This window comes from Oceanobacillus alkalisoli, from assembly GCF_021556485.1.
GTDB lineage: Bacteria > Bacillota > Bacilli > Bacillales > Amphibacillaceae > Oceanobacillus > Oceanobacillus alkalisoli.
Genome location: NZ_JAKGBW010000021.1, coordinates 33,152 through 54,619 on the forward strand (window position 1 = coordinate 33,152; position 21,468 = coordinate 54,619).

Below are 21,468 nucleotides of genomic sequence, written 5' to 3' on the forward strand. Positions count from 1 at the left end.
ACATGCAGGAGGGAATGTGATGGCAAATAAACTAATCTTAGCCTCATCATCACCAAGAAGACAAGAACTGTTGCTTCAAGTAAAGATACCTTTTACGGTTGAACCTGCAGACATTGATGAATCACAGATCACTACAACAGACCCAATCGAGAAGGTAAAGCAACTAGCAATTTGGAAAGGTGAAAATATCCCAATTCACCATCCCAACACAGTCGTCTTATCAGCTGACACGATCGTTTCTTATGAGCACACGATTTTTGAAAAGCCCCGTAATCAAACTGAAGCAAAGCAAATGATTTCTACTTTAAGCGATCAAGTCCATGATGTGTATACAGGTGTGATGATTCGTTCTTTACAAAAGAAAACTGTTTTTGTGGAACGCACGCGTGTGGAATTTTGGCCACTTAGTGAAGAAGAAATTGACGCGTATGTAGCAACAGAAGATCCTTATGATAAAGCTGGTGCATACGGCATTCAGAGTCTAGGTGCGATGTTTGTAAAACAGATTATCGGCGATTATTATACGGTAGTCGGCTTGCCGCTATCCCGGGTTGTGAGGGAATTACGAGATTTTGGGATCGTTATAGAGTAGAACCCACACAAAAAATCATCTGCCGCTTCCGCTATTTTCTTTTGCGGATGCAAAACATTTTCATGGCAACTTAAGGCGCTTACAATTAGTCCTCTGCTTTCAATCTTATTCCTAAATTCCTGTTGTTTTTGTTTATTGCCAAGCAGCTCATCAACCCTACAATGTGCATCACCGGGATGCCCGCCTGTCCCAAGTTCCACCGCTTCAACACCTTTAGCCGTAACATAATCAAGCATCTCTTCCAAGCCTTTAGCGGAAAACAATACAGTAAAAACACCTAGCTTCATCGAAACGCCTCCCTTTGTAATCCGTTACATTCATTATACATAAAAAGAACAAAGCCAAGCTAAAAGATTATATATTTCGAAAATAAACGTAATTTAGTATTGACAAACAACTCATTCGCCACTAAAATAAATTGTAATCGATTTCAATTCAGGATATTATACCCGAGAATAGAGGTAGAACGAACGTGGCAAACATACAACAAATTGCAAAAAAAGCAGGAGTTTCTGTTGCGACGGTATCAAGGGTTTTAAATAACGCTACCTCAGTCACTCCAAAAACAAGAAGTAAGGTGGAGCACGCAATCAATGAATTGAATTATGAGCCAAGTATGCTCGGGCGAAATTTAAGAAACTCAGAGAGCCGGCAAATACTCGTTTTACTGCCAGGTATCTCCAACCCGTTCTATTCGGAAATTATTAACGGGATTCAAACAACAGCCATTGCCAATAACTACAACATCCTTCTATGTGAAACAGATTCAAAGCCTGAGCGGGAAAATATTTACTTCAATATGGTCAAAAACAAACTGGCTGATGGCGTTATATCCATGGATCCCACCGTCAATATGAAGAAACTCAAAAAATTAGCTGAAAAACATCCCGTCATTCTCTGCAGTGAATATGAAAAAGGCGGCAGCATCCCCTACGTGACAATAGATAGTGAACTGGCAGCCTACCAAGTCGTCAAACACCTTATCCGTCTTGGCAATGAAAAAGTTGCCCTTATCAATTCCGATGAAAAATTTCTGTATGCAAGGTTACGCCGTTCAGGTTATGAACGTGCCTTAAAAGAATTTAATCTGCCTTTAAAAAGTGAATGGATTTATCATACGAAAAACCTCGATTTCCAACAAGGTGTCCAGGCAATGAGAATGCTGCTCCAGCTCGAGGAGAAACCGTCAGCTGTGTTCGCTGTTTCGGATACATTAGCAATCGGGGCGTTAAAAGCAATCAACTTAGAGCCAGGACACCCGAGTATTGCAGTTGTCGGTTTTGATAATATTAGTTTTTCGAATATGACTAATCCAACCTTAACGACCGTTTCCCAACCGATGCATCAAATGGGTTGTCTTGCCGTTGAGATGCTATTGAGCAAAATGAAAAATGAAAAAGTAGACAGCATTGTGTTGGAGCATGAATTGATCATTCGTGAATCAACCATGGGGTAGCAGTCATTCTTTTCATTTTAAGTAAAGGAGGTTTTGCTAATGAAATTCAATGTGGGTATCATTGACTGCGGTTCCATTGCGCTTGAAACTTCTTTCTCACAACTCAAATTTTCCGAATAAACGCATAATTGGAACGAAAAATGTATCATTTCAGGAGGATGACATGTTCCATAATCTTGCTATCAATTCAAATACGTATCATGGTTTTTCACTGGAACAAGCAATAAAAGGTGCAAGTAAAGCCGGCTTCAAACAAATCGAGCTAGCGGCAGTTGATCACACTCCCCACCTTTTAGCCGATATGACAGATACAGAACTCCAAGCAAAGAAAACATTGCTGGAAAGCTACGGAATGACCTGTATTGGAATAGGCGCGCACAGCAATCTATTGACCGATGCAGGTATCGAAAATTTACTCAACAGCATGAAGCTTGCAACGTATTTCAATTGCACCTATCTTATCACTTCCACCGGTGAAGCCCACGGAGATACAGACATTACGCATGATGAAAAATTGCTTATAAAAAACCTTGAACCGGTTTTGCATAAGTGCGAGGAACTAGGTCTCACACTGGCAATTGAGACACATGGCACTCATTTTGCAACTGGGAATTCTTTGAAAAAGTTAGCCCAACAGTTAAACAACCGCTTCACGATTAACTATGACACTGCAAATGTGATTTTTTACGGAGATGTGCTGCCGTATGATGATTTGACAACTTGTATAGACAGGGTGGCGTTTATCCATTTAAAAGATAAGCTTGGAAAGAATAAAGAGTGGAACTTCCCCGCAATCGGTGATGGTCATTTGGACTTCAAGCGCATTTTTCACGTTTTAGAATCAGGAAATTTCAACGGGCCAATCAGTGTCGAAATTGAGTTTACACCAGACGATCCAAAAACATTAGAAGAAGTAAATCATGCAGTGGAAAGATCCTTTTATTATCTCAAGCGATTACTAGAGTAGGAGAATCAGTATGTTAAAAATAGGACTTGCAGGTTTCGGTTTTATTGGAAAAACCCACCTGGAAGCTTACAAGAAGATTCCAAATGCTGAAGTGACAGCAATTTGTACGAGTGGCAACAAGGAAGGTCTAAACGAATTTACAGGAGCCATTTTTTCAAATTATGATGCACTCCTTAGACGAGAGGATATCGATGTTATTGATATTTGTGTACCGACGTATTTGCATGAGAGATATATTTTAAAAGCAGCAAAAGCAAAGAAACATATTATTTGTGAAAAGCCACTCACCCTAAATGTAGAATCTGCCAACAGAATAATACATGCAGTGGAGAAAGCTGGAGTACGATTATTTGTTGGCCATCTCCTCCGCTTTTGGCCCGAATATCAGTGGATAAAAGCATTCAGTGGGACGATTGAACAGCATACAATCGATACGGTTTATGCCAAAAGACTAGGAACGCTGCCGAAATGGAGTGAATGGTTTAAGCACCCTGAAAAAAGTGGTGGGGCTCTTTTCGATCTTCATATTCACGACATTGATTTTATTTATCATTTACTTGGTGAAGCAAAGTCGGTATATGCGGTCGGTAAACAAAATTGTAATGAGGCATGGGATCATATCATGACAACACTAACCTTCAAAAATGGAACGAAGGCGTTTGCAGAAGCCTCCCACCGAATGCCTGCACACTTTCCATTTACGATGTCTCTACGCATGCAAGCGGACCAAAAGATGGTGGATTTTCAGTTGGAGGCTGGAGCAAATATTGAGCATATCAATAATAGCAGACTTATTCTCTACGACGATGAAAAAGCGACAAACGCAGAAGTTGCTGCAGGAGATGCTTTTCAAAATGAATTAGCCTATTTTATCGATTGCCTGGAGAATGACAATGCCAACGAAATCATACCGCTTCAGGATGTACGGTACGTTATCCACCTACTACAAGCAATTGAAACTTCACTGCGAACAGGTCGAGTCATCACTCTCGGATAAGATTAAACTGTCACACGAATCAACCATGGTTTTACGATTCATGAACATATTAATGAATTTCATAATACGTATTTAATGCTTCACCATCACCATATGTAGTTGAGTTGGTTCGTTCCCAACTACATATGGTGATGGGAAAGCCGACTTTGGTAATTATGAAATTCATTCATATATTAAAGGGGGTAATTTCATTGAAAAAGATATTAGGATCCATTGCTCTACTTTTACTCGCTGCCATTCTTGTCGCATGCGGGGTTGATGACACCGATTCAGGTACTACAGGAGAAAGTGATAATGAAAGTAATGAGAATGGAGATTCCGGCGACAAGTATAAAGTCGGAATTCTTGCACCCGCAGTAACCCACGGCTGGGTCGCAGCAGTTGCTTATCATGCCGAAGCGCGGGCAGAGGAATTGTCGGATGAGATTGACTATCAGATTCACACAAGTAATGATGCATCAGAAATGACTTCACAATTGGATGACTTGAAAACATGGGGAGCAGAAGTAATTGTCGCTTTCCCGCAATGGGAAGGGATGGAAGTCCCGATTCAGCAGGCAATGGATGAGGGGATTGAAATTGTAAACTTCGATATCGTCATTGATGTGGATGGTGTCTACCGGGTTGCTGGTGACAACTATGATATGGGTGTTCAAGGTGCCAATTATATTGCAGATAAAATTGGCACAGAAGGTGAAGTTGTCGTTTTGGAAGTACCTTCTGCCGGGTCTGTTTCGGATTTAAGGACAGCCGGATTCATGGAAACAATTGAAGAAATTGCACCTGATTTAACAATCCACACCTATGCAACGCAGTTTACGAGAGAAGACGGCCTAGCTGACTTTGCCGATATTTTAACAAGTTTAAATAAGATTGATGCTGTGTATTCACTCGATGATGAAACTTCAATCGGTGTCCTCCAAGCAATCGGTGAAGCCGGAAGAGATGATATCCAGGTCGTTACGGGCGGTGGCGGCATGCAAGAATACTTTAATATGATGCCGGATAATGAAGACATTTGGATTCAATCTGCGCTTTACAGTCCAGCAATGGTGAAAGATGCTGTCGACGTCGCCCTTGATCTATTAAAAGGAAATGATGTAGAAGCAGAAACGATTATCCCAACAACTGTTGTAGACAGAGATAACTACGAAGAATTCCTTGATGACGAATCACCTTATTAAACAAGCAATGGACATAAAAAACTGAAGGGTTATAGATTGTTTGTAACCCTTCCTCCCCAACCTGCCCGGAGGTGATGATAATGAAAGTCGAGATGCAAAACATACGAAAATCTTTTGGCAGCAATGATGTGTTAAAAGATGTGAGCTTTTCCATTCAAGGTGGTGAAATATGTGCCCTCCTCGGTGAAAATGGAGCTGGGAAATCAACTTTAATGAATATTCTCGGCGGTGTCATACAGAAAGATTCCGGTTCTATATTAATCGACGGAAAAAGAATAGGTTTTGAAAAACCCGCGGATTCGATTGATGCAGGAATTGCTTTCATCCATCAAGAGCTGAACTTAGTCAATGATTTGCCGATCTATGAAAACATGTTTCTCGGACGCGAACTGAAAACCAAACGCGGAAGTTTGGATTTACAAGAGATGTATCGTAAAACGGCGGAGATCTTTGAGCGGATGAACGTGGATTTAGATCCCCGGAAAATGGTCAGAGATTTGGATGCTTCCTATAAGCAAATCGTTGAAATTTGCCGGGCAATGATGACTAATTCCTCCATCATTATTATGGATGAACCGACCACTTCCTTAACAGACGCAGAGGTTAGTCGAGTTTTTACCATGATGAAAACGATGCAGGATCATCAAGTCGGGATTATTTTCATCTCCCATAAACTGAATGAAGTTATGCAAATTTGTGACCGCTATCTTGTCCTTCGTGATGGTTTATTAGTTTCAGAAGGGAATGTTAGCGGGGTAACAACGAAAGATCTCGCTAGTTATATGGTTGGATTTGATGTACGGACCGAATCCCTGAGAAGAGAAAAGGATCCGGATGATATTGGTGAAGAAGTTTTACGCGTAGAAGGATTAACAGATGAAGAACATTTTCGCGATATAAACTTCACTGTACATGCTGGGGAAATTATTGGCGTTACTGGACTTCTTGGTGACGGACGCAGCGAGCTTTTCCAAGCAATTTTCGGGGCTGATACGTATCGAACCGGAAAACTATATTTATATGGCAATGAAATCAAGATAGCGAATACATATCAAGCTATCAAAGCAGGAATTGCCTACCTCCCCCGCAATCGAAAGGAAAATGCGATTCTCAAGGATATGACTATCTTTGAAAATGCATCCATTTCTACATGGTCGATGTTTTCGAGACGCGGGATTATTAATACGCGCAAGCACCGTGATGTCTTTGAGCAGCAACGCAATACATTACGCTTGAAGATGGGAGAGTTAACGGATAGTATTATGAGCCTTTCCGGCGGGAATCAGCAAAAGGTCGTTTTATCAAAATGGCTCGCTACGAATCCGCGGGTATTGATCTTAGATAATCCTACCCAAGGAGTTGACGTCGGTGCAAAAGAAGATATATACGATATCATTATCAAACTAGCTGAGGAGAATATTGCAATCATTGTACTTTCCAGTGAAGCTCAAGAGATCATCCGAGTCTGTGACCGAGCACTTGTCATGTATCACGGAGTTATTCAAGGGGAAGTAAGTGGCAACGACATGGATGAACAGACAATTATGCGTCTTGCAACTGGTGGCGAGCCCGAGCTAAAAAGGAGTGAACAGCAAATATGATGCCGAATCCAGAAATGACACCTCCTGTTAACAATAACAAGAAACGAAACGTTAAAGAATGGTTCCAGCATAAATGGGCGAATGATCCATTGTTTAGTATCTTAATCGCTCTTATTATCATGGTTATTCTACAGACTTTAACGCTAGGTTTTGATTATGACTCTATTGGCCAGTGGTTCCAGGCCTGGACAAATAACTGGATCAATATTTTAAGAAATAATGCTGGTGTCGGGATTGTTGCATTAGGGATGACGTTTGTCATTATGACTGGAGGAATCGACTTATCTGTAGGCTCCACCCTTGTCATTACAGGTGCATTTGCCATGTATTTACTTGATACGGGCGCAAGTGGAATCTTAGGCGAGATTGGGATTACCGGAACACCTGCAATTTTTCTTACGATTCTGCTCGTACTCGCTTTCGGTTATTTGTTGGGAGCACTTATTGGTGTGTCCATTACGAAAGGGCTCGTCCCTCCTTTTATCGCAACATTAGGAGCAATGATGATTTTCCGGAGTGTAACCCAGCATTTTACACAAGGGTATAATACAACGGTTCCAACGGAGTTTTTACAAATAGCCAGTTTTAAACTTGGCAACCTTATGATTATGCCTATCATTTATTGGGCAGTTATTGCAGCTATCCTCTATTATGTCTCGAAAAGGACTACATTCGGCAGACAAATCATCGCCGTCGGATCGAACGAAAGAGCCGCTCGATTATCCGGGGTGAATGTCAATAAAGTAAAATTACGTGTATATGCGCTAATGGGGCTGCTAGTTTCCATCGCTGCAATTATCCAAGTATCCAGAATTGGTTCCATGGATTTTTCCAATGCGGGGCGTGGAATGGAAATGGACGCGATTGCAGCTGCTGTCGTCGGAGGAACGCATATGCTTGGTGGACGCGGCTTTGTGCTTGGAACAGTATATGGCATGTTGATTATCGCTGTCATGAATAATTTGTTGAACCTGTTTGGTGTCCCTCCCTTCTTACGGGAAGCATTTAAAGGCTTCATTGTTATTGTCGCTGTCCTGCTACAGAGAAAGAGTGAGAGTTCATGAAAAAACAGGAAGATGACCTTTGCCTTGCAGTCAAAGAATCCTCTTCCTGTTTATCGATTAACCTTCTATTCTATTAAAAATCGTCATAAAGAAAAACACAATATAACTGATCAGTAATGTTACTCCGCCACCAATATAAATAATAAGCAGGACAGCTTCTGGTAATTCAAACGGCTTCACCATGTATAACCACATGCCGATTGAGAGGCCAACTGATCCAATAATTGCACACCAGACATGGACTTTCGCCAATACAGGAGTAGAGGGCTTGAATACCTTATAATATACTGCCCAAGCAAAAAGACTTAACCAGCCAGCGACTAGAATATGAGCGTGGACCGGGCGGAATGCATACGAACCTGCCCCAGCCATATGTGCTCCGAGAATCGCTCCAACTACACCGAAAGCAGCTGCTAATCGCAACAATAATAAACTATACTTATTATACATAGAAAATCCTCTCCAATTCATTCATCATTCGTGCTTTTTTCATCTACCTCTTTAATTTACAGCAATAATATGAATAGAAAATGAATTGGATTAAACTTATTTACCATTAGGTAACTTCACCGTGAAAACAGTGCCTTCTCCTTCTCTGCTGTCCACCTGAATCGAGCCATCATGTAATTTAATAATTGTCCACACAATCGATAAGCCGAGTCCCGTTCCTTCGACTGTTCTTGTCCTCGATGTATCAGCCCGGTAAAATCGATCAAAAACCCTCTCTATCTCTGTATGTTCAAGCCCGATTCCCGTATCTTCAAACGTAACGATAACCGCTTCATCTTTTTCTTCAATGGATAGGTTAATGCTCCCATCCGGCTTATTATATTTAATCGCATTTGATAACAGGTTATCCCAAACCGTATTCAATAAAGCTGGGTCCCCGTTCCATTCAATATCCGGTAATGTGTACGCCAGCATGAGTCCTTTTTCATTAATCTGCCACTGATAATTACGGACTAACTCTTTCAACTGCTCCCCGAGGTTGAATGTTTTCCGCTTCACCAGATCATCGTTGCGATCCAATGATGCAAGAAGCAATAATTGATCCGTCATACTGGATAGCCGTTTTATCTCTCCATTAATGATTGAAATATACTCACCCTTCTCTTCGTCACGAATCGATTCGTTTTCCAGCAAGTTCGTATAGCCTTTAATATTAGATAAGGGTGACTGGATATCGTGAGAGATATTGGAAATGAATTCCTTCCGTACATCATCCAATTGTTCTAACTTTTTTGCCATTTGAACAAAGCTTTGTGAAAGCACTCCGAGTTCATCACTCCGTTTTGTCTCGATTTCCACATTAAAGTTCGCCTCCGCGAGCGATTTCGTTGCCGCTGTCAACTCAGATATCGGCTTCACTAAATATTTCGTACTGATTGCAACTAAAATAATACTTAACAGAATCGTCAGCACAAGCAGCCAGGCAAAAAGAAAATGCATTTCATTGAAAAGCAGTTTAATATCCGGTCTTAGGAACAGCGCATAATTTTCCCCGTCATGCGTGATTGGAACACCAATTGTATTCTTTAATTCATTTGCAAAAAAGCCAGTCACAAATGTTTCTTGGGGAAATTCAAGGATACCATGATATACTTCCCCGTTTAAAACTTGTTCCACCGTTTGTTCCGCAAGGCTCTCATCCCTGAATTCCGCTCCGTAAAAATCTCCTTCACGAAAATCATCAACTAAGTACATCTGATAACCGACAGATGCAATACTTTCTAAGTACTCGGTCAGATTGATATTTGGATACTCATCAATATAAGATTTAATCGATTCAGCGATTGTTGTAATTTTTTCATCGTTTTCTGGCTTTAATTTTTGCTGATAATACATATTGGATAGGATAAAAGCTAAAATACTGCTGAAAATCATAATCCCAATGGTAGCAACAACCAGCTTGACATAAAGCGTCCTCATGTGTGTTTCGCCTCGAGTAAATAGCCAACTCCTCTGACTGTTTTTATTTGGAAGTCATCGGTCCATGTTGAAAACCGTTTCCTAAGCCGCTTAATATGCACATCTACTGTGCGATCATCTCCCTCATAATCAAAACCCCAAATCTGCTCAATGAGGTGCTCGCGGGTAAATGCCTGCATTGGATGTGACATAAGGAAATAGAGCAGTTCAAACTCTTTTAAAGGTAAAAGCATGGTTCGGTCCCCCGCCTTTACTTCATATGTCCTTTTATTTATCGTCGTTTCACCGAACCGGATGATAAATTCATCCTGTTCATTATAATAAAGGCGCAACAACGCTTTAATCCGGAATTCCAATTCCTTTGGCTCAAACGGCTTCACGAGATAATCATCTGTTCCCGCCTGGAATCCTTGCTCCTTATCATCGATTTGGCTTTTAGCTGTCAGCAAGATGACAGGAATATTGTACCGTCTCCTAATTTCTTTCGTGAGTTCATATCCATCCATAAACGGCATCATCACGTCAACAACCGCTAAATGACAGTTCTCTTCATGGAGAATTTCTAATGCTTCGATTCCATCCTTTGCTTCCAAGACGTTATATCCTTGTTCTGATAAATGAATGGAAACAAGATTCAAGATATGTTTATCATCATCTACAATTAAAATAGTTGTCATTGTATTAACTCCCATATAAATAGTTTCTTTAACCAAACTGTACAGAAAAAAACAGCCCTGTGCAATACCAAGGGCTGGATGGAAAATATGAATGAACGGGGATCATTAGATGATCCCATCACTCATTTTAACCACATGATCTACAAATTCAAGCATCTCTTCATCATGCGTCACCATCAAGGTCGTGATCTGCTCACTTTTCGTCAGTTCGCGAATCAGTCCCATAATATCCTTCGACCGCTTGGAATCCAAGCTTGCTGTCGGTTCATCGGCAAACAGGATTTTAGGTTTATGAATCATCGCCCTGGCAATGGCAATCCGCTGCTTCTCTCCGCCTGACATGGAAGCTGGATATGCATTTTTCCGGTGGCTCATTCCTACTAAGTCTACCATTCGATCCACTTCTTTTTTCTGCTGCTGTTTCGTTAATTTCGACTCGGATACCTCGAGCATAAGCAGAAGTTGTTCTTCCGCTGTAAGAAATGGAACAAGATGGGCAAATTGAAACACAAACCCGAATTGACTCGCCCGGATTTTACGGATTTGTTCCTGATTCATTCCGGTTAAATATTCACCGCCCACGATTATTTGACCGTCTGATGCTTCCTGCAGTCCTGCCGCTATCGTGAGCAAGGTGCTTTTGCCAGATCCGGATGCCCCGACCAGTGCTGTCACTTCTCCTTCCTGAAGCGAGAGATTAATCCCTTTTAATATCTCTTCTTCCACTTCACCATTCGTAAACGTTTTTCTTACTTCATCCATTGTCAGTATCGCCATGTTAAATTCCTCCTTGCTGGATTGCCTGTAATGGATTGACCTTTTTTATTTGGATCCCTGATAACGTGGAACCAATAAATCCAATAATAAGGAAAATAATCGATAATTGAATTGTTGTTCCAACCGGTAAGCTAAAAGGCATCCCTTCCGGCGCAATTTGATTAAATAACTGACTCAGTGCAATCGATAGTCCAAGGGCCATCAGTGTAATGAAGATCATTTGTGTCCACATCATTTTAAATAGACTACTTGTTTTGTAACCTATTGCTTTCAAGATTCCGTACAGACCAATTTTTTGCACGTTCATCATATAAAAGAAAATGCCAAACAACATCCCGCTAATCACGACTAGAAACCAGACAATCATATTTAATGACAGCTGCTCCGCACTGAAGCTTGGAATCGTATTTAAAAATTCATCCTTTGTAAAAGCTTGCAGTCCGCTGACAGATTCAGCAGTTTCCCCGTCCGGTACGAAGACTAGCTGCATTTCCTCTACCCGGTACATTTCCTGATAATTTTCCATATGGATAAAAGCAACAGGCGCATGGCTGAATTTCTCTTGATCCACGAAACCTTTTACAGTAAACTCACCACTAAATTGATTATTCGTCAGTGTATCCCCAATCCGAATGCCTTTCTCCTCCAGCGAACGGTCCAAGATAACTTCCCCATTCCCTACTTCAGGGAAATTTTCCGATGGGCTTGAGGTGACAAAGGCTACACTTTGCTGTTTGTCGTCCGCATCATGTAGAAAACCCATCTGAATCGACAATGCAGTAGCATTTTCCTCTTTTTCCAGTAACTCTTCTTGTGTACTCGCGTCAATTCTTGATAAATTATATGTCTCTTCTGCATCTTCACTCATATAAAACTGCCCATCCGGCAAATCTTTAATCAGAGCCGCATTATCCTGCGACAACCCATTTGCTAGCCCCGATATAATAAATGTCAGTAAACTAACGAGAAAAACAATCGAACCCAATATTAAAAACCTTACCTTATTCTTCTTCATCTCTTTCCAAGCAAGATTCATCCTCATTCCTCCAAACTCAAAATCTCATTAACATGAATGAATTTCATAATTACCAAAGTCAGCTTCACCATATGTAGTTGGGAACGAACCAACTCAACTACATATGGTGATAGCGAAGCATTAAATACGTATTATGAAATTCATTAACCTAAGAATACAACCAAAAGATGAATAGAAAATGAACAGACCAGGACACTGGGACATGGGGGCAAAGTTGTTGTCCCGATTGCCAGACATCTGAAAATAATAATTTTTTACGGAATAAGGCATATTATTAAAAAAGGAGGGGCCATGTTGGATTTCCCGAGGATTCATACTAATTTCCAGGGATGGTGTCATTGCTGTTCCAATTGTTGTTATATTAACCCAAAGCTTTAAACTTTTTCCGATTCCCAGGACCTATTTCCCCACGATAACAAGCATTATCGGGTTTATTATTTCCATATTCATCAGTCACCGAGGCAATTTGTGGGCTGGGCTTTTTATAGGCGCCTTTTACGGAGCTGCCGCTGTTGGAACCTATTCTTCTTTAAAAACAGCTTGGATCGCTCTTAGACAAAAAAGACCAAACGAGGTTTAGGAAAAACCTAAGCCTCGTTCGTCATCATAAGGAATAAATATCCTCGATGTATGTGTGAATAATCGACAATTCCATTCGAATGTTCGCCTCATCTTCCCCTTTTCCTGCAGCAATTAGCTTATTGATCGCTTCATATAAGCTTTCATATTCATCTTCATCTCCCAAAAATTGTAATTTCCATTTATCTTTTTTAAATAATCGCTTCAGTTCCTCCGACTTTATGACAACCTCCTCCCAATCCTGTGCTTCCATCTGCTGCTCTATTTCATTAATCTGGTCATAAAAATTCTGACCACCGATATTAACTTCACAACCGACTAGCAATATAAATAAACAAATAAGGCCGACTATTTTTCCCAAAGGAAAGTCTCTCCTTTTTCTAATGAATTGATATGCATAGCTTGCCCCATACTAAAGCTAAATAATAAATGTAAAAGGTGGAAAAAAGATGGCGGAATTGGTTTTAATATTACTTCGGTCGATTGCAGCATTTTTATTATTATTTCTTATGGCAAGATTAATGGGGAAAAAACAAATTTCTCAGCTGACCTTTTTCGATTACTGTGTCGGAATAACAATCGGTTCGATCGCTGCAACGATGTCTGTCGACCAGAATCTAAAAGCATTAAACGGCCTCATGTCTTTATTTGTTTGGGGACTCTTTCCTATTCTCCTCTCTTATCTCGGAATGAAATCCAATGCATTCTCCAACCTGACCGACGGAAAGCCAACCATTCTAATAGAAAACGGTGAGATTTTGGATAAAAATATGCGGAAAAGTCTCATGAACCTTAATGAATTAATGCTTTTATTAAGGGAGAAAAATGTGTTTAAAGTATCCGAGGTGGAAATGGCTGTTTTGGAAACGAATGGGAAGTTAAGCATCCTGTTGAAAACGGATAAACAACCAGTAACTGCATCGATGTTAAATATCCCAGTCACCCGGGAGCACGGGCCGAACATTTTAATTATGGACGGGAAAGTCATGAAAAGAAGCATGGAAAAACTAGGTTTCACCGTGGAATGGTTACAGGAAGAAATAAAAAAGCAAGGTGCTCAACACGTCAGCGATGTATTTTTAGCGCAACTGGACTCAACGGGACAATTGTATATTGACTTGTATGGACCTTCTAACTCCACTCATGTTTAATTCAAACGATAGACAGGGTATCCAGTAATAGGAAAACATTTATTTCGCTTCTTTTTTCATTTTAATTTTCAAATAAATGTTGCTAATCTTGAACTTGTTCATACATTCACAAGACATGAGGAGGAATTCAAATGGTTCAATTAAAAGACCATGGTCGCGGTACAGAAGTCATCATTGAAGAAAATCCGTTATCAAGATGGTTATTCACCAATACGAAATCGGCTTGGATTTGGCTTATATTACGGCTTTATCTTGGTTATTCATGGCTTACTGCAGGATTCGGCAAGGTCACAAACGAAGCTTGGACTGGCGCTGAAGCTGGGACAGCCCTCAGAGGTTATATGGCGGGTGTTATGGCACTGGCAGAAGAAGGTGGAGTAGCTGGCTGGTACGTCTGGTTTCTGGATAACTTTGTCATTCCGAACGCTACGATATTCTCCTACATGGTCGCTTGGGGAGAAGTATTGGTCGGACTCGGATTAATTGTCGGGTTACTAACCGGTATCGCTGCATTTTTCGGAGCACTAATGAATATGTCATTTTTACTTGCAGGAACCGTCAGCGCAAACCCAATCATGCTTTTGATCGCAATCCTCTTAATCCTTGCCTGGAAAGTAGCCGGGTGGTATGGGCTTGACCGCTGGGCATTACCGGCTTTAGGGACACCTTGGAAAGTAAGGAATAAATAAACTTAAAAAATCAAACGGACAGCTTTTTTCTACTAAAGTGGATGAAACGCTGTCCTTTTTGCATCTGTTTCAATTATGAATGATTCCGCACACTCGTAGTAAAAACAAGAAGGATATGCTCCTATTTGCTATAATGGTAATTCAAACAAAAGAAAAGGCAACTACCATTCGAGAGGAGTACATATTGAAGGTGTTTTATGAATAAATTAACTGTTAAATGGAAGCGTAGTCGTGTATTTAAAACAACGATCACATTAATAATGATGACCATTATTCTTGCTGTTGCTTTTATCGTTGGTGTGTCGCTCGGACCAATCTCCATTCCGTTTAAAGAAACGATTATGATCTTTTTACATAAGCTGCAGCTCACTAATTATGCCGGATTCACGGAGCAACAATGGGTCGTCATTACGGAAGTACGCCTCCCCCGCGTGCTTGTCGCGAGCTTCGTCGGTGCTGCATTAGCAGTTGCTGGTGTTGCCATGCAAGGGTTATTTCGCAATCCACTCGTCGAACCTGGTTATATCGGGGTCTCCAGTGGTGCTGCACTTGGTGCGGTTTCTGCGATATTCTTTGGCTGGTCTGCAATCAATGAGTGGTTCCTGCCACTGTCCGCATTTATTGGTGCCCTTTTTGCGATGTTCGTCATTTTACTCGTCTGGAGAGCAACGAACCAGCGGAGTATTGCGGTATTACTTTTACTCGGTATCGGCGTCAATTCCTTTTTCTCAGCCGTTATGAACGTACTAGTCGCTACATCAAAAAATGAACAGGAGTTACGGGGCATCGTTTTTTGGCTGCAAGGAGGTCTTGAAGCAAGGACATGGGAACACGTCCTCATCATCTCCATTCCAATTACACTCGGTATCTTTATTTTATTTTTATTTGGCAGCCAGTTAAATATGATGCTGCTTGGTGAAGATCATGCAAAAACTTCTGGGATCAATACACGGGTTACTCGTAATCTTGTACTTACCGTTGCAGCCTTGATTACAGGCGCAGCTGTTGCTGTTAGTGGTATTATCGGTTTTATCGGGCTTGTTGTTCCCCATATTCTAAGACTTGCAGTCGGACCGGATCACCGGCTCCTCTTACCGGCAAGTGCACTTGGCGGGGCAGCATTTCTCATTTTCGCTGACTTGATCTCACGAATGGTCATCCAGCCGATTACATTACAAGTCGGTGTCGTGAGCGCTCTAATCGGAGCACCATTATTTGTCTTTCTCATTATTAGAGCATACAAAGGAGTGTCACTATGATTGATGTTACGAATTTACAAGTTACGCTCGGAGACAAAACAATTTTAAAAAACATCCATTTTCATGTCACAGCCGGGGAATTTATCGGTCTAATCGGTCCAAATGGCAGTGGAAAAACGACATTACTAAAAACAATCGCTCACTTAATCGCTTCTAAAAATGGAAATATAAAAATTGCCGGTAAAGATCAGAAAGCTTTTTCCCACAAGGAGATGGCCCGGCATTTAAGTTATGTTCCCCAAGATACACATATCGATTTCAATTTTAATGTAAAAGAGATTGTTTCAATGGGAAGACATGCTCATCGTGAATTCTTACAACCGAGCCCAGCAGATGATGAGATTATTAAAGAAGTGATGGTTGCAACGAATACATGGCGCTTTCGGAATAATTCCATTTTAAATTTATCCGGCGGCCAGCGCCAGCTCGTCTTCATCGCTAAGGCACTCGCACAAGATGCACCGATTATCTTGCTAGATGAACCTGTATCTGCTCTCGACATCTATTATCAAATGCATATTTTAAAATTGCTCAAAACGCTCACATCTCGTGGTAAAACGGTCGTCACCGTACTACATGACTTAAATCTCGCTGCCCGATTTTGCGAGAAGCTCCTTCTACTGCGGAATGGTCAAGTCGAAGCATATGGGCGTTCCAATGAAGTATTAACCGAAGAAAGATTAAAAGAGACATACCATATCGACGCAAAAGTACGACAGGATAAATTAATCCAAGCATTAAATGTAACCCCACTTTAAATAGCAGAACTTACGAGGAGGAAAACAATGAAAAGAAGTCTTTATATGTTAAGTAGTATTTTATTTCTCGCTTTATTTCTGTTCGCTTGCGGGTCGACGGACCGTTCGAATACAGAGGAAGCAGATGACAATACTGGTGAAACAGAAGAAACGAATGAAACGGAAACCGAAGACTTTCCAGTTACGGTGGAGCATGATGGTGAAGATATAACGATTAATGAAAAACCGGAAAGCATTTTACCGCTATCCCTTGATGTTACGGAAATCTTACTTGAGCTTGTCGATCCAAGTAGAGTTGTCGCCATCTCTAGTTCTGCCGAGGACAAGCACTTATCTACACATACGGACAAGGCAGAAGAAATTCCGAATCGCGTTTCTACCGCTGCATATATCGACCCCGAAGAAGTCTTAGCCTATGAAACAGATTTACTTTTACTGACGAAGATGCATGGGCAAGAAGAAGATGCAAGCAGTATTTTAAGTGAAATTGACCTCCCTATTATTACGTTTGATACAATGGGGACGCTCGCCGAGTTCATGGAAAACATCGAAGTAATCGGCCAAGCTGTTGGAGAAACAGACAAAGCAACTGCGCTGGTTGAACAGATGGAAAATGATCTCGACGCAATTCAAAGCAACATACCGGAAGATCAGGAAGCACCATCCGTCTTAGTTCTTTCTGAAGTCGGAGCAGGAACCGGACCATTTATGATGGGACCAGGAAATATTTCGTATGACTTGATCCAATTAGCCGGTGCAACTCCTGCAGTGGATGAAATCGGCTTAGAAGGCTCCAGCCCTGCCTCCATCGAACAAGTGATGAAGATGGATCCTGATTATATTTTCCTGTTAGACTTTTTCGGTAGAGGGGAGGAAGATTTCACTGAATTGAGTGAGAATCCAGGCTGGAGCAGCCTTCAAGCAATTAAAAACGACCAAGTTAAGATGCTTGATGTCAAATACTTGATGAATCCGAACGTGGAAGTATTGGAAGGCCTTGAGATTATGGTCGATTGGATATATGGATTGGAGTGATTCAATGAATATTCTCGTTTTATTTAGTTATGGAAGTCTCACGTCAATTGATGATGTCGCCGGCTTTTACAATGATATTTATCATGGAACGGCTACAGAAGAAAATATCGCTGCAGGAATCCGGACATATGATGCACACGGCATGGCCGATCCGCTAGGCGCTAATACTGCACGCATTGGCCAGGCATTAGTAAAGAAATTAAGGGAAGAATCCGATGAAACGTGGAAGGTCTATGTAGCCAACCATCACACAGAACCATCGATTCAAACCGTTGCGGAGGAGTGTATTAAGCTAAACCCGAAACGAATCGCAACATTCAGTCTGACACCGTTTGATTCCCTTACCGGAAGTAATGCATATGCAAAGCGATTCACTAAATTATTCCGGGAAAAAAATAAACAAACGGACATCATCCATGTGGCACCCTACTGTGACCATGACCAATTTGTCGAAGTCTTATCCGCCCGTGCGAAAACGGCTTACGAATGGCTGCCAGAATCGGAACGGAATCAGGCTGAGATTGTGTTCACGGTCCATAGCAAGCCCGGTGTCCCAAAAGCACATCAAACAATGATTTCGCAATATGAAACCTTGGCTAAAAAGGTTGCCGACTCTCTTCCTGTTAAAAATTATCACCTGGCATACAGAAGCGGTAAACCACTCCCCCAGCGCTGGTTAGGACCAGATGTACTTGATGTAATCGATGAGCTACATGCAAAAGAAGTTCCAGCTATTATCTTTATTGAAGCACTGTCCGTTATTGAAAACCTGGAAGCGATCCAGGAGATTACAACGGATGCGATCAATAAAGCGAAGGGGCTGGGAATGAGTGCCGTGCAAAGTGAATATTTGAATGACAGTGCGGATTTTGTTGATGCGTTATTTGAACATCTCTCAGCAGAGTTGAAGATTGAGACTGGGGAAAAGTCAGTTTCCATTTCATTTAAATAGTCGATACAAATTTAAAAATCCTTTCCTTCTTGTTGGGGAAAGGATTTTTTACTTTAATGGCTCTGTTAAAGTTTAATTTTCTAACAGTACAACCGTTTAAAAATGAATGATAAATACTTTAATGAATTTCATAATATGTATTTAATGCTTCACCATCACCATATGTAGTTGAGTTGGTTCGTTCCCAACTACATATGGTGATGGAAAAGCCGACTTTGGTAATGATGAAATTCATTCCTATAATATGTATTTAAATGCGAAAATAAAGGTAATTTCAGGAAGAGCCAATTTATAAAAGGGGGAGGGATTTACGGACTGTTTATCCCCCTACCTTCACATTTTGAGTTTCCTTCATGTTTAAAGGTGGGGTATTACAGACCGTTAATGCGTGATAAACGTTTAAATTGGCTAATGAACACTTCCCGTTACAGCCTAAATTCCATCCCCTCATCAGCAATATAAAAACCCTTTGCTTCCATTTCTCTTCTCAAGAGTCCATCCTCATTCAATACCGGATTGGAATGGTTCAAATGGATAAAATATATTTCCGTTTCTTCTGTTAAATCTCGAAGTCTCTCCATTGTTTCTGTCATTAATGGATGTGGGATTTGCCTGAAATCACGATTGATATGTGCCAAATCCTCTGGAGAATGAAACGTTCCATCCAGAAAACAGATATCCGCTTCCTTCGCTAGCTCATAAATATCAATATCCCATTCGTCCCAACGATCAATATCAGGTATAAATAAAACCTTTTTATTCAGGCCTTCTATCCAAAAAGCAACAGTCTCCGAGAATTCATTACGATGTGGAACAAGGATTGGTGTTATTGTTGTCTCATTTGATAAGTAAACAGCTTCTTTTTCCTTTAATTCCTGGATAGAAATATTTTCATTCGCGACCAATTGGCTCCATGGTGCATCCGATTCAAGCAACTTTTTCATCTTTGGTCCTGCCATTACGGTTAAGCGATGGGAATTGATCGTTTCTTTGCCTAAAAACATGAGACCAGGATAATGTCCAATATGGGCATGAGTTAGGAAAACACTGCTCATCAGCTGTGACTCCATTCCATATCTCAATTGAAACCGAGCTATTTGTTCTCTCATATCAGGTGTTGCATCAATTAAATGCCACTTATGTTCCGCTGGTAAAAATATTGCTAGTGATGTTGCTGTTCTCTTAAAATTTGAATCTGCTAAAGCTCGTCTACAATTTTCACAAAAACAATTCGGATGCGGCAACCCTCCATCTTGAGCAGTACCTAGCACACTTAAAATGACTTCACTCATAAACTAATTTTCCTTTCATGCTGCAACTTTTCGTGATTGTAATCTTTTCTTGTAATCGTCCACCCTGTAAAACCAAACAACAAGTTCATCAATGGAACAAGGTATATAAAGAATGCATACGGTATGTACTCCCACGGACTTACTCCAAGAATCCCCGTTGCAAACACAGCCGGCACACTCCAAGGGATAAGATTGATTCCAACTGTTCCCATCGACTCTACCGTTCTTGATAAATTTTTTGTATCAATATTCATTTCTTTATATTTATCGACAAAAGTTCTTGCCGGCAGAATAACTGCTAAGAATTGTGCACCACTTGCTAGTGCAACAATAAATGTTGTTAATAGAGTAGAAGCAATTAATGTTCCCGTTGTTCTTACTTTCTCTAACATCCTGTTGGTCAACACTTTAAATGACCCGGTTCCTTCCAGAATACCACCAAAAGCTGTGGCGATAATTAGTATGCCAACCGTCTCAAGCATGGATGTAAGCCCACCACGGTTTAATAGAGAATCAACTGCTTCGACGCCCGTTTCGCTTACGAAGCCGCTCGTCATAAATTGCACAATAGATGACACCGAGCTACCTTGGACAAGCCCTGCGATAATAGCTCCGAGGAAACCTACTCCCATTAAAGTCGGTAGAGCTGGTACACGTTTTATCATTAAGAAGACCGTAATAACTGGTAGTAAGAGTAATAACGGATGAATCACAAAAGCATCATTTAATCCCGAGAGAAAGACGTCAATCAAGCTGGTTTCCAGGCCAATAGCCGTTACTTCAAAGCTTCCAAACAACCAAAATAATACGAAAGATAGCAAGAATGCTGGTATTGTATCCCATAGCATATGCTTCACATGGCTAAATAAATCTGTTTCAACCATAGCCGCAGCAACGTTTGTCGTGTCTGATAAGGGAGAGAGCTTATCACCGAAATATGCTCCTGAAACGATTGCACCAGCGATTAATGCTGGTGAAAAACCTAATACCTCGCCAATCCCCATAAAAGCTAATCCAACAGTCGCTATTGCCGTAAAGGACGTCCCTAAAGTGATCGAAACAATGCCTGTTATAAGGGCCGTGATCGGAACAAACCATGCCGGGTTGATCAGCATCATTCCATAATAAATCATCGTCGGTATCGTACCGCTCGCTATCCAGGAACCTATGATCATCCCAATTGTTAATAAAATAAACACTGCGGGTAAAGCTCTGCTCACACCATCGACCATCATTTTCTGAACCTCATTCCATTCCCATCCAGCAGTGATGGCAATGGCCGCAGCTAAAATTACCCCAATAATTAGTGGAATACTCATCCCAGCATCCCATATGAAGATAGAACCTGCCGCAGCAGCAATCAAACCAATTAATGGAACGAGTGATTTCGTAAAGGTTATATTTTTCTTCATGTTGCCCTCCGTTCGTTTCATCATAAGCTAGTTTACTTCTGTTCATTACATATGTGGAATA

At 40.9% G+C, this 21,468-nt stretch carries 21 protein-coding genes and 1 pseudogene; 13 read left to right on the forward strand and 9 right to left on the reverse strand.

The features are described 5' to 3' along the window. Positions 1-19: 19 nt before the first annotated feature. Positions 20-592, forward strand: a complete 573-nt coding sequence (locus LZD48_RS16400; protein ID WP_235763800.1) for a Maf family protein — start codon at positions 20-22, stop codon at positions 590-592. 14 nt (positions 593-606) lie between these two features. Here the strand turns inward: LZD48_RS16400 and LZD48_RS16405 are convergent. Further along, positions 607-879 (reverse strand): annotated as a pseudogene (locus LZD48_RS16405) (sugar phosphate isomerase/epimerase); the annotation flags it as partial. Positions 880-1,064: 185 nt separating this feature from the next. Between LZD48_RS16405 and LZD48_RS16410 the strand changes: the two are divergent. From LZD48_RS16410 to LZD48_RS16435, 6 genes are all read left to right on the forward strand, one after another. Continuing rightward, positions 1,065-2,048: a LacI family DNA-binding transcriptional regulator gene (locus LZD48_RS16410; protein ID WP_235763801.1), complete on the forward strand. Its 984-nt coding sequence runs from the start codon at positions 1,065-1,067 to the stop codon at positions 2,046-2,048. A gap of 163 nt (positions 2,049-2,211) precedes the next feature. Continuing rightward, a complete protein-coding gene (locus LZD48_RS16415) occupies positions 2,212-3,015 on the forward strand; it encodes a sugar phosphate isomerase/epimerase family protein (RefSeq protein ID WP_235763802.1) in 804 nt (267 codons plus the stop codon). Positions 3,016-3,025: 10 nt separating this feature from the next. Further along, a complete protein-coding gene (locus tag LZD48_RS16420) occupies positions 3,026-4,012 on the forward strand; it encodes a Gfo/Idh/MocA family protein (protein ID WP_235763803.1) in 987 nt (328 codons plus the stop codon). A gap of 191 nt (positions 4,013-4,203) precedes the next feature. Further along, positions 4,204-5,196, forward strand: a complete 993-nt coding sequence (locus LZD48_RS16425; RefSeq protein ID WP_235763804.1) for an ABC transporter substrate-binding protein — start codon at positions 4,204-4,206, stop codon at positions 5,194-5,196. 80 nt (positions 5,197-5,276) lie between these two features. Then, a complete protein-coding gene (locus tag LZD48_RS16430) occupies positions 5,277-6,797 on the forward strand; it encodes a sugar ABC transporter ATP-binding protein (protein WP_235763805.1) in 1,521 nt (506 codons plus the stop codon). Next, on the forward strand, positions 6,794-7,861 hold the full coding sequence (locus LZD48_RS16435) for an ABC transporter permease (protein WP_235763806.1): 1,068 nt from the start codon (positions 6,794-6,796) through the stop codon (positions 7,859-7,861). Before LZD48_RS16430 ends, LZD48_RS16435 begins: the two co-directional genes overlap by 4 nt. A 57-nt stretch (positions 7,862-7,918) precedes the next feature. On the opposite strand, the gene LZD48_RS16440 is transcribed toward LZD48_RS16435, so the two are convergent. The 6 genes from LZD48_RS16440 to LZD48_RS16470 all read right to left on the reverse strand — a co-directional run bounded on the left by LZD48_RS16440 (position 7,919) and on the right by LZD48_RS16470 (position 13,220). Continuing rightward, positions 7,919-8,311, reverse strand: a complete 393-nt coding sequence (locus tag LZD48_RS16440) for a hypothetical protein (protein ID WP_235763807.1) — start codon at positions 8,309-8,311, stop codon at positions 7,919-7,921. Between the two features lie 96 nt (positions 8,312-8,407). Then, complete coding sequence (locus LZD48_RS16445) at positions 8,408-9,790, reverse strand: sensor histidine kinase (RefSeq protein ID WP_235763808.1); 1,383 nt, start codon at positions 9,788-9,790, stop codon at positions 8,408-8,410. Then, the gene (locus LZD48_RS16450) at positions 9,787-10,467 is read right to left on the reverse strand and encodes a response regulator transcription factor (protein ID WP_235763809.1); all 681 of its coding nucleotides are present in this window, start codon (positions 10,465-10,467) and stop codon (positions 9,787-9,789) included. Before LZD48_RS16450 ends, LZD48_RS16445 begins: the two co-directional genes overlap by 4 nt. A 105-nt stretch (positions 10,468-10,572) precedes the next feature. Beyond that, the gene (locus tag LZD48_RS16455) at positions 10,573-11,244 is read right to left on the reverse strand and encodes an ABC transporter ATP-binding protein (RefSeq protein WP_235763810.1); all 672 of its coding nucleotides are present in this window, start codon (positions 11,242-11,244) and stop codon (positions 10,573-10,575) included. Position 11,245: 1 nt separating this feature from the next. Further along, entirely contained in the window at positions 11,246-12,280 is a 1,035-nt protein-coding gene (locus tag LZD48_RS16460; RefSeq protein ID WP_235763811.1) for an ABC transporter permease, read from the reverse strand. A gap of 604 nt (positions 12,281-12,884) precedes the next feature. Beyond that, positions 12,885-13,220 (reverse strand): DUF4363 family protein, encoded by a 336-nt coding sequence (locus tag LZD48_RS16470; RefSeq protein ID WP_235763812.1) that lies wholly within the window; start codon positions 13,218-13,220, stop codon positions 12,885-12,887. A gap of 88 nt (positions 13,221-13,308) precedes the next feature. Between LZD48_RS16470 and LZD48_RS16475 the strand changes: the two genes are divergently transcribed. The 6 genes from LZD48_RS16475 (at position 13,309) to LZD48_RS16500 (ending at position 18,703) form a co-directional block, all read left to right on the forward strand. Continuing rightward, entirely contained in the window at positions 13,309-14,010 is a 702-nt protein-coding gene (locus LZD48_RS16475; protein ID WP_235763813.1) for a YetF domain-containing protein, read from the forward strand. A 131-nt stretch (positions 14,011-14,141) separates the two neighbouring features. Next, complete coding sequence (locus tag LZD48_RS16480; RefSeq protein WP_235763814.1) at positions 14,142-14,699, forward strand: DoxX family protein; 558 nt, start codon at positions 14,142-14,144, stop codon at positions 14,697-14,699. Between the two features lie 197 nt (positions 14,700-14,896). Next, positions 14,897-15,958: a FecCD family ABC transporter permease gene (locus LZD48_RS16485; RefSeq protein WP_235763815.1), complete on the forward strand. Its 1,062-nt coding sequence runs from the start codon at positions 14,897-14,899 to the stop codon at positions 15,956-15,958. Then, the gene (locus tag LZD48_RS16490; protein ID WP_235763816.1) at positions 15,955-16,716 is read left to right on the forward strand and encodes an ABC transporter ATP-binding protein; all 762 of its coding nucleotides are present in this window, start codon (positions 15,955-15,957) and stop codon (positions 16,714-16,716) included. The genes LZD48_RS16485 and LZD48_RS16490 overlap by 4 nt, the downstream gene beginning before the upstream one ends. A 27-nt stretch (positions 16,717-16,743) precedes the next feature. Then, complete coding sequence (locus LZD48_RS16495) at positions 16,744-17,751, forward strand: ABC transporter substrate-binding protein (protein WP_235763817.1); 1,008 nt, start codon at positions 16,744-16,746, stop codon at positions 17,749-17,751. Positions 17,752-17,755: 4 nt separating this feature from the next. Continuing rightward, positions 17,756-18,703 carry a ferrochelatase gene (locus LZD48_RS16500; RefSeq protein WP_235763818.1) on the forward strand — a complete coding sequence of 316 codons (948 nt, stop codon included), beginning with the start codon at positions 17,756-17,758 and terminating at the stop codon, positions 18,701-18,703. Positions 18,704-19,128: 425 nt separating this feature from the next. Here LZD48_RS16500 and LZD48_RS16505 read toward each other — a convergent pair whose 3' ends face one another. After that, on the reverse strand, positions 19,129-19,995 hold the full coding sequence (locus tag LZD48_RS16505; protein ID WP_235763819.1) for an MBL fold metallo-hydrolase: 867 nt from the start codon (positions 19,993-19,995) through the stop codon (positions 19,129-19,131). Next, complete coding sequence (gene nhaC / locus LZD48_RS16510; RefSeq protein ID WP_235763820.1) at positions 19,992-21,407, reverse strand: Na+/H+ antiporter NhaC; 1,416 nt, start codon at positions 21,405-21,407, stop codon at positions 19,992-19,994. Before nhaC ends, LZD48_RS16505 begins: the two co-directional genes overlap by 4 nt. Positions 21,408-21,468 lie beyond the last annotated feature (61 nt).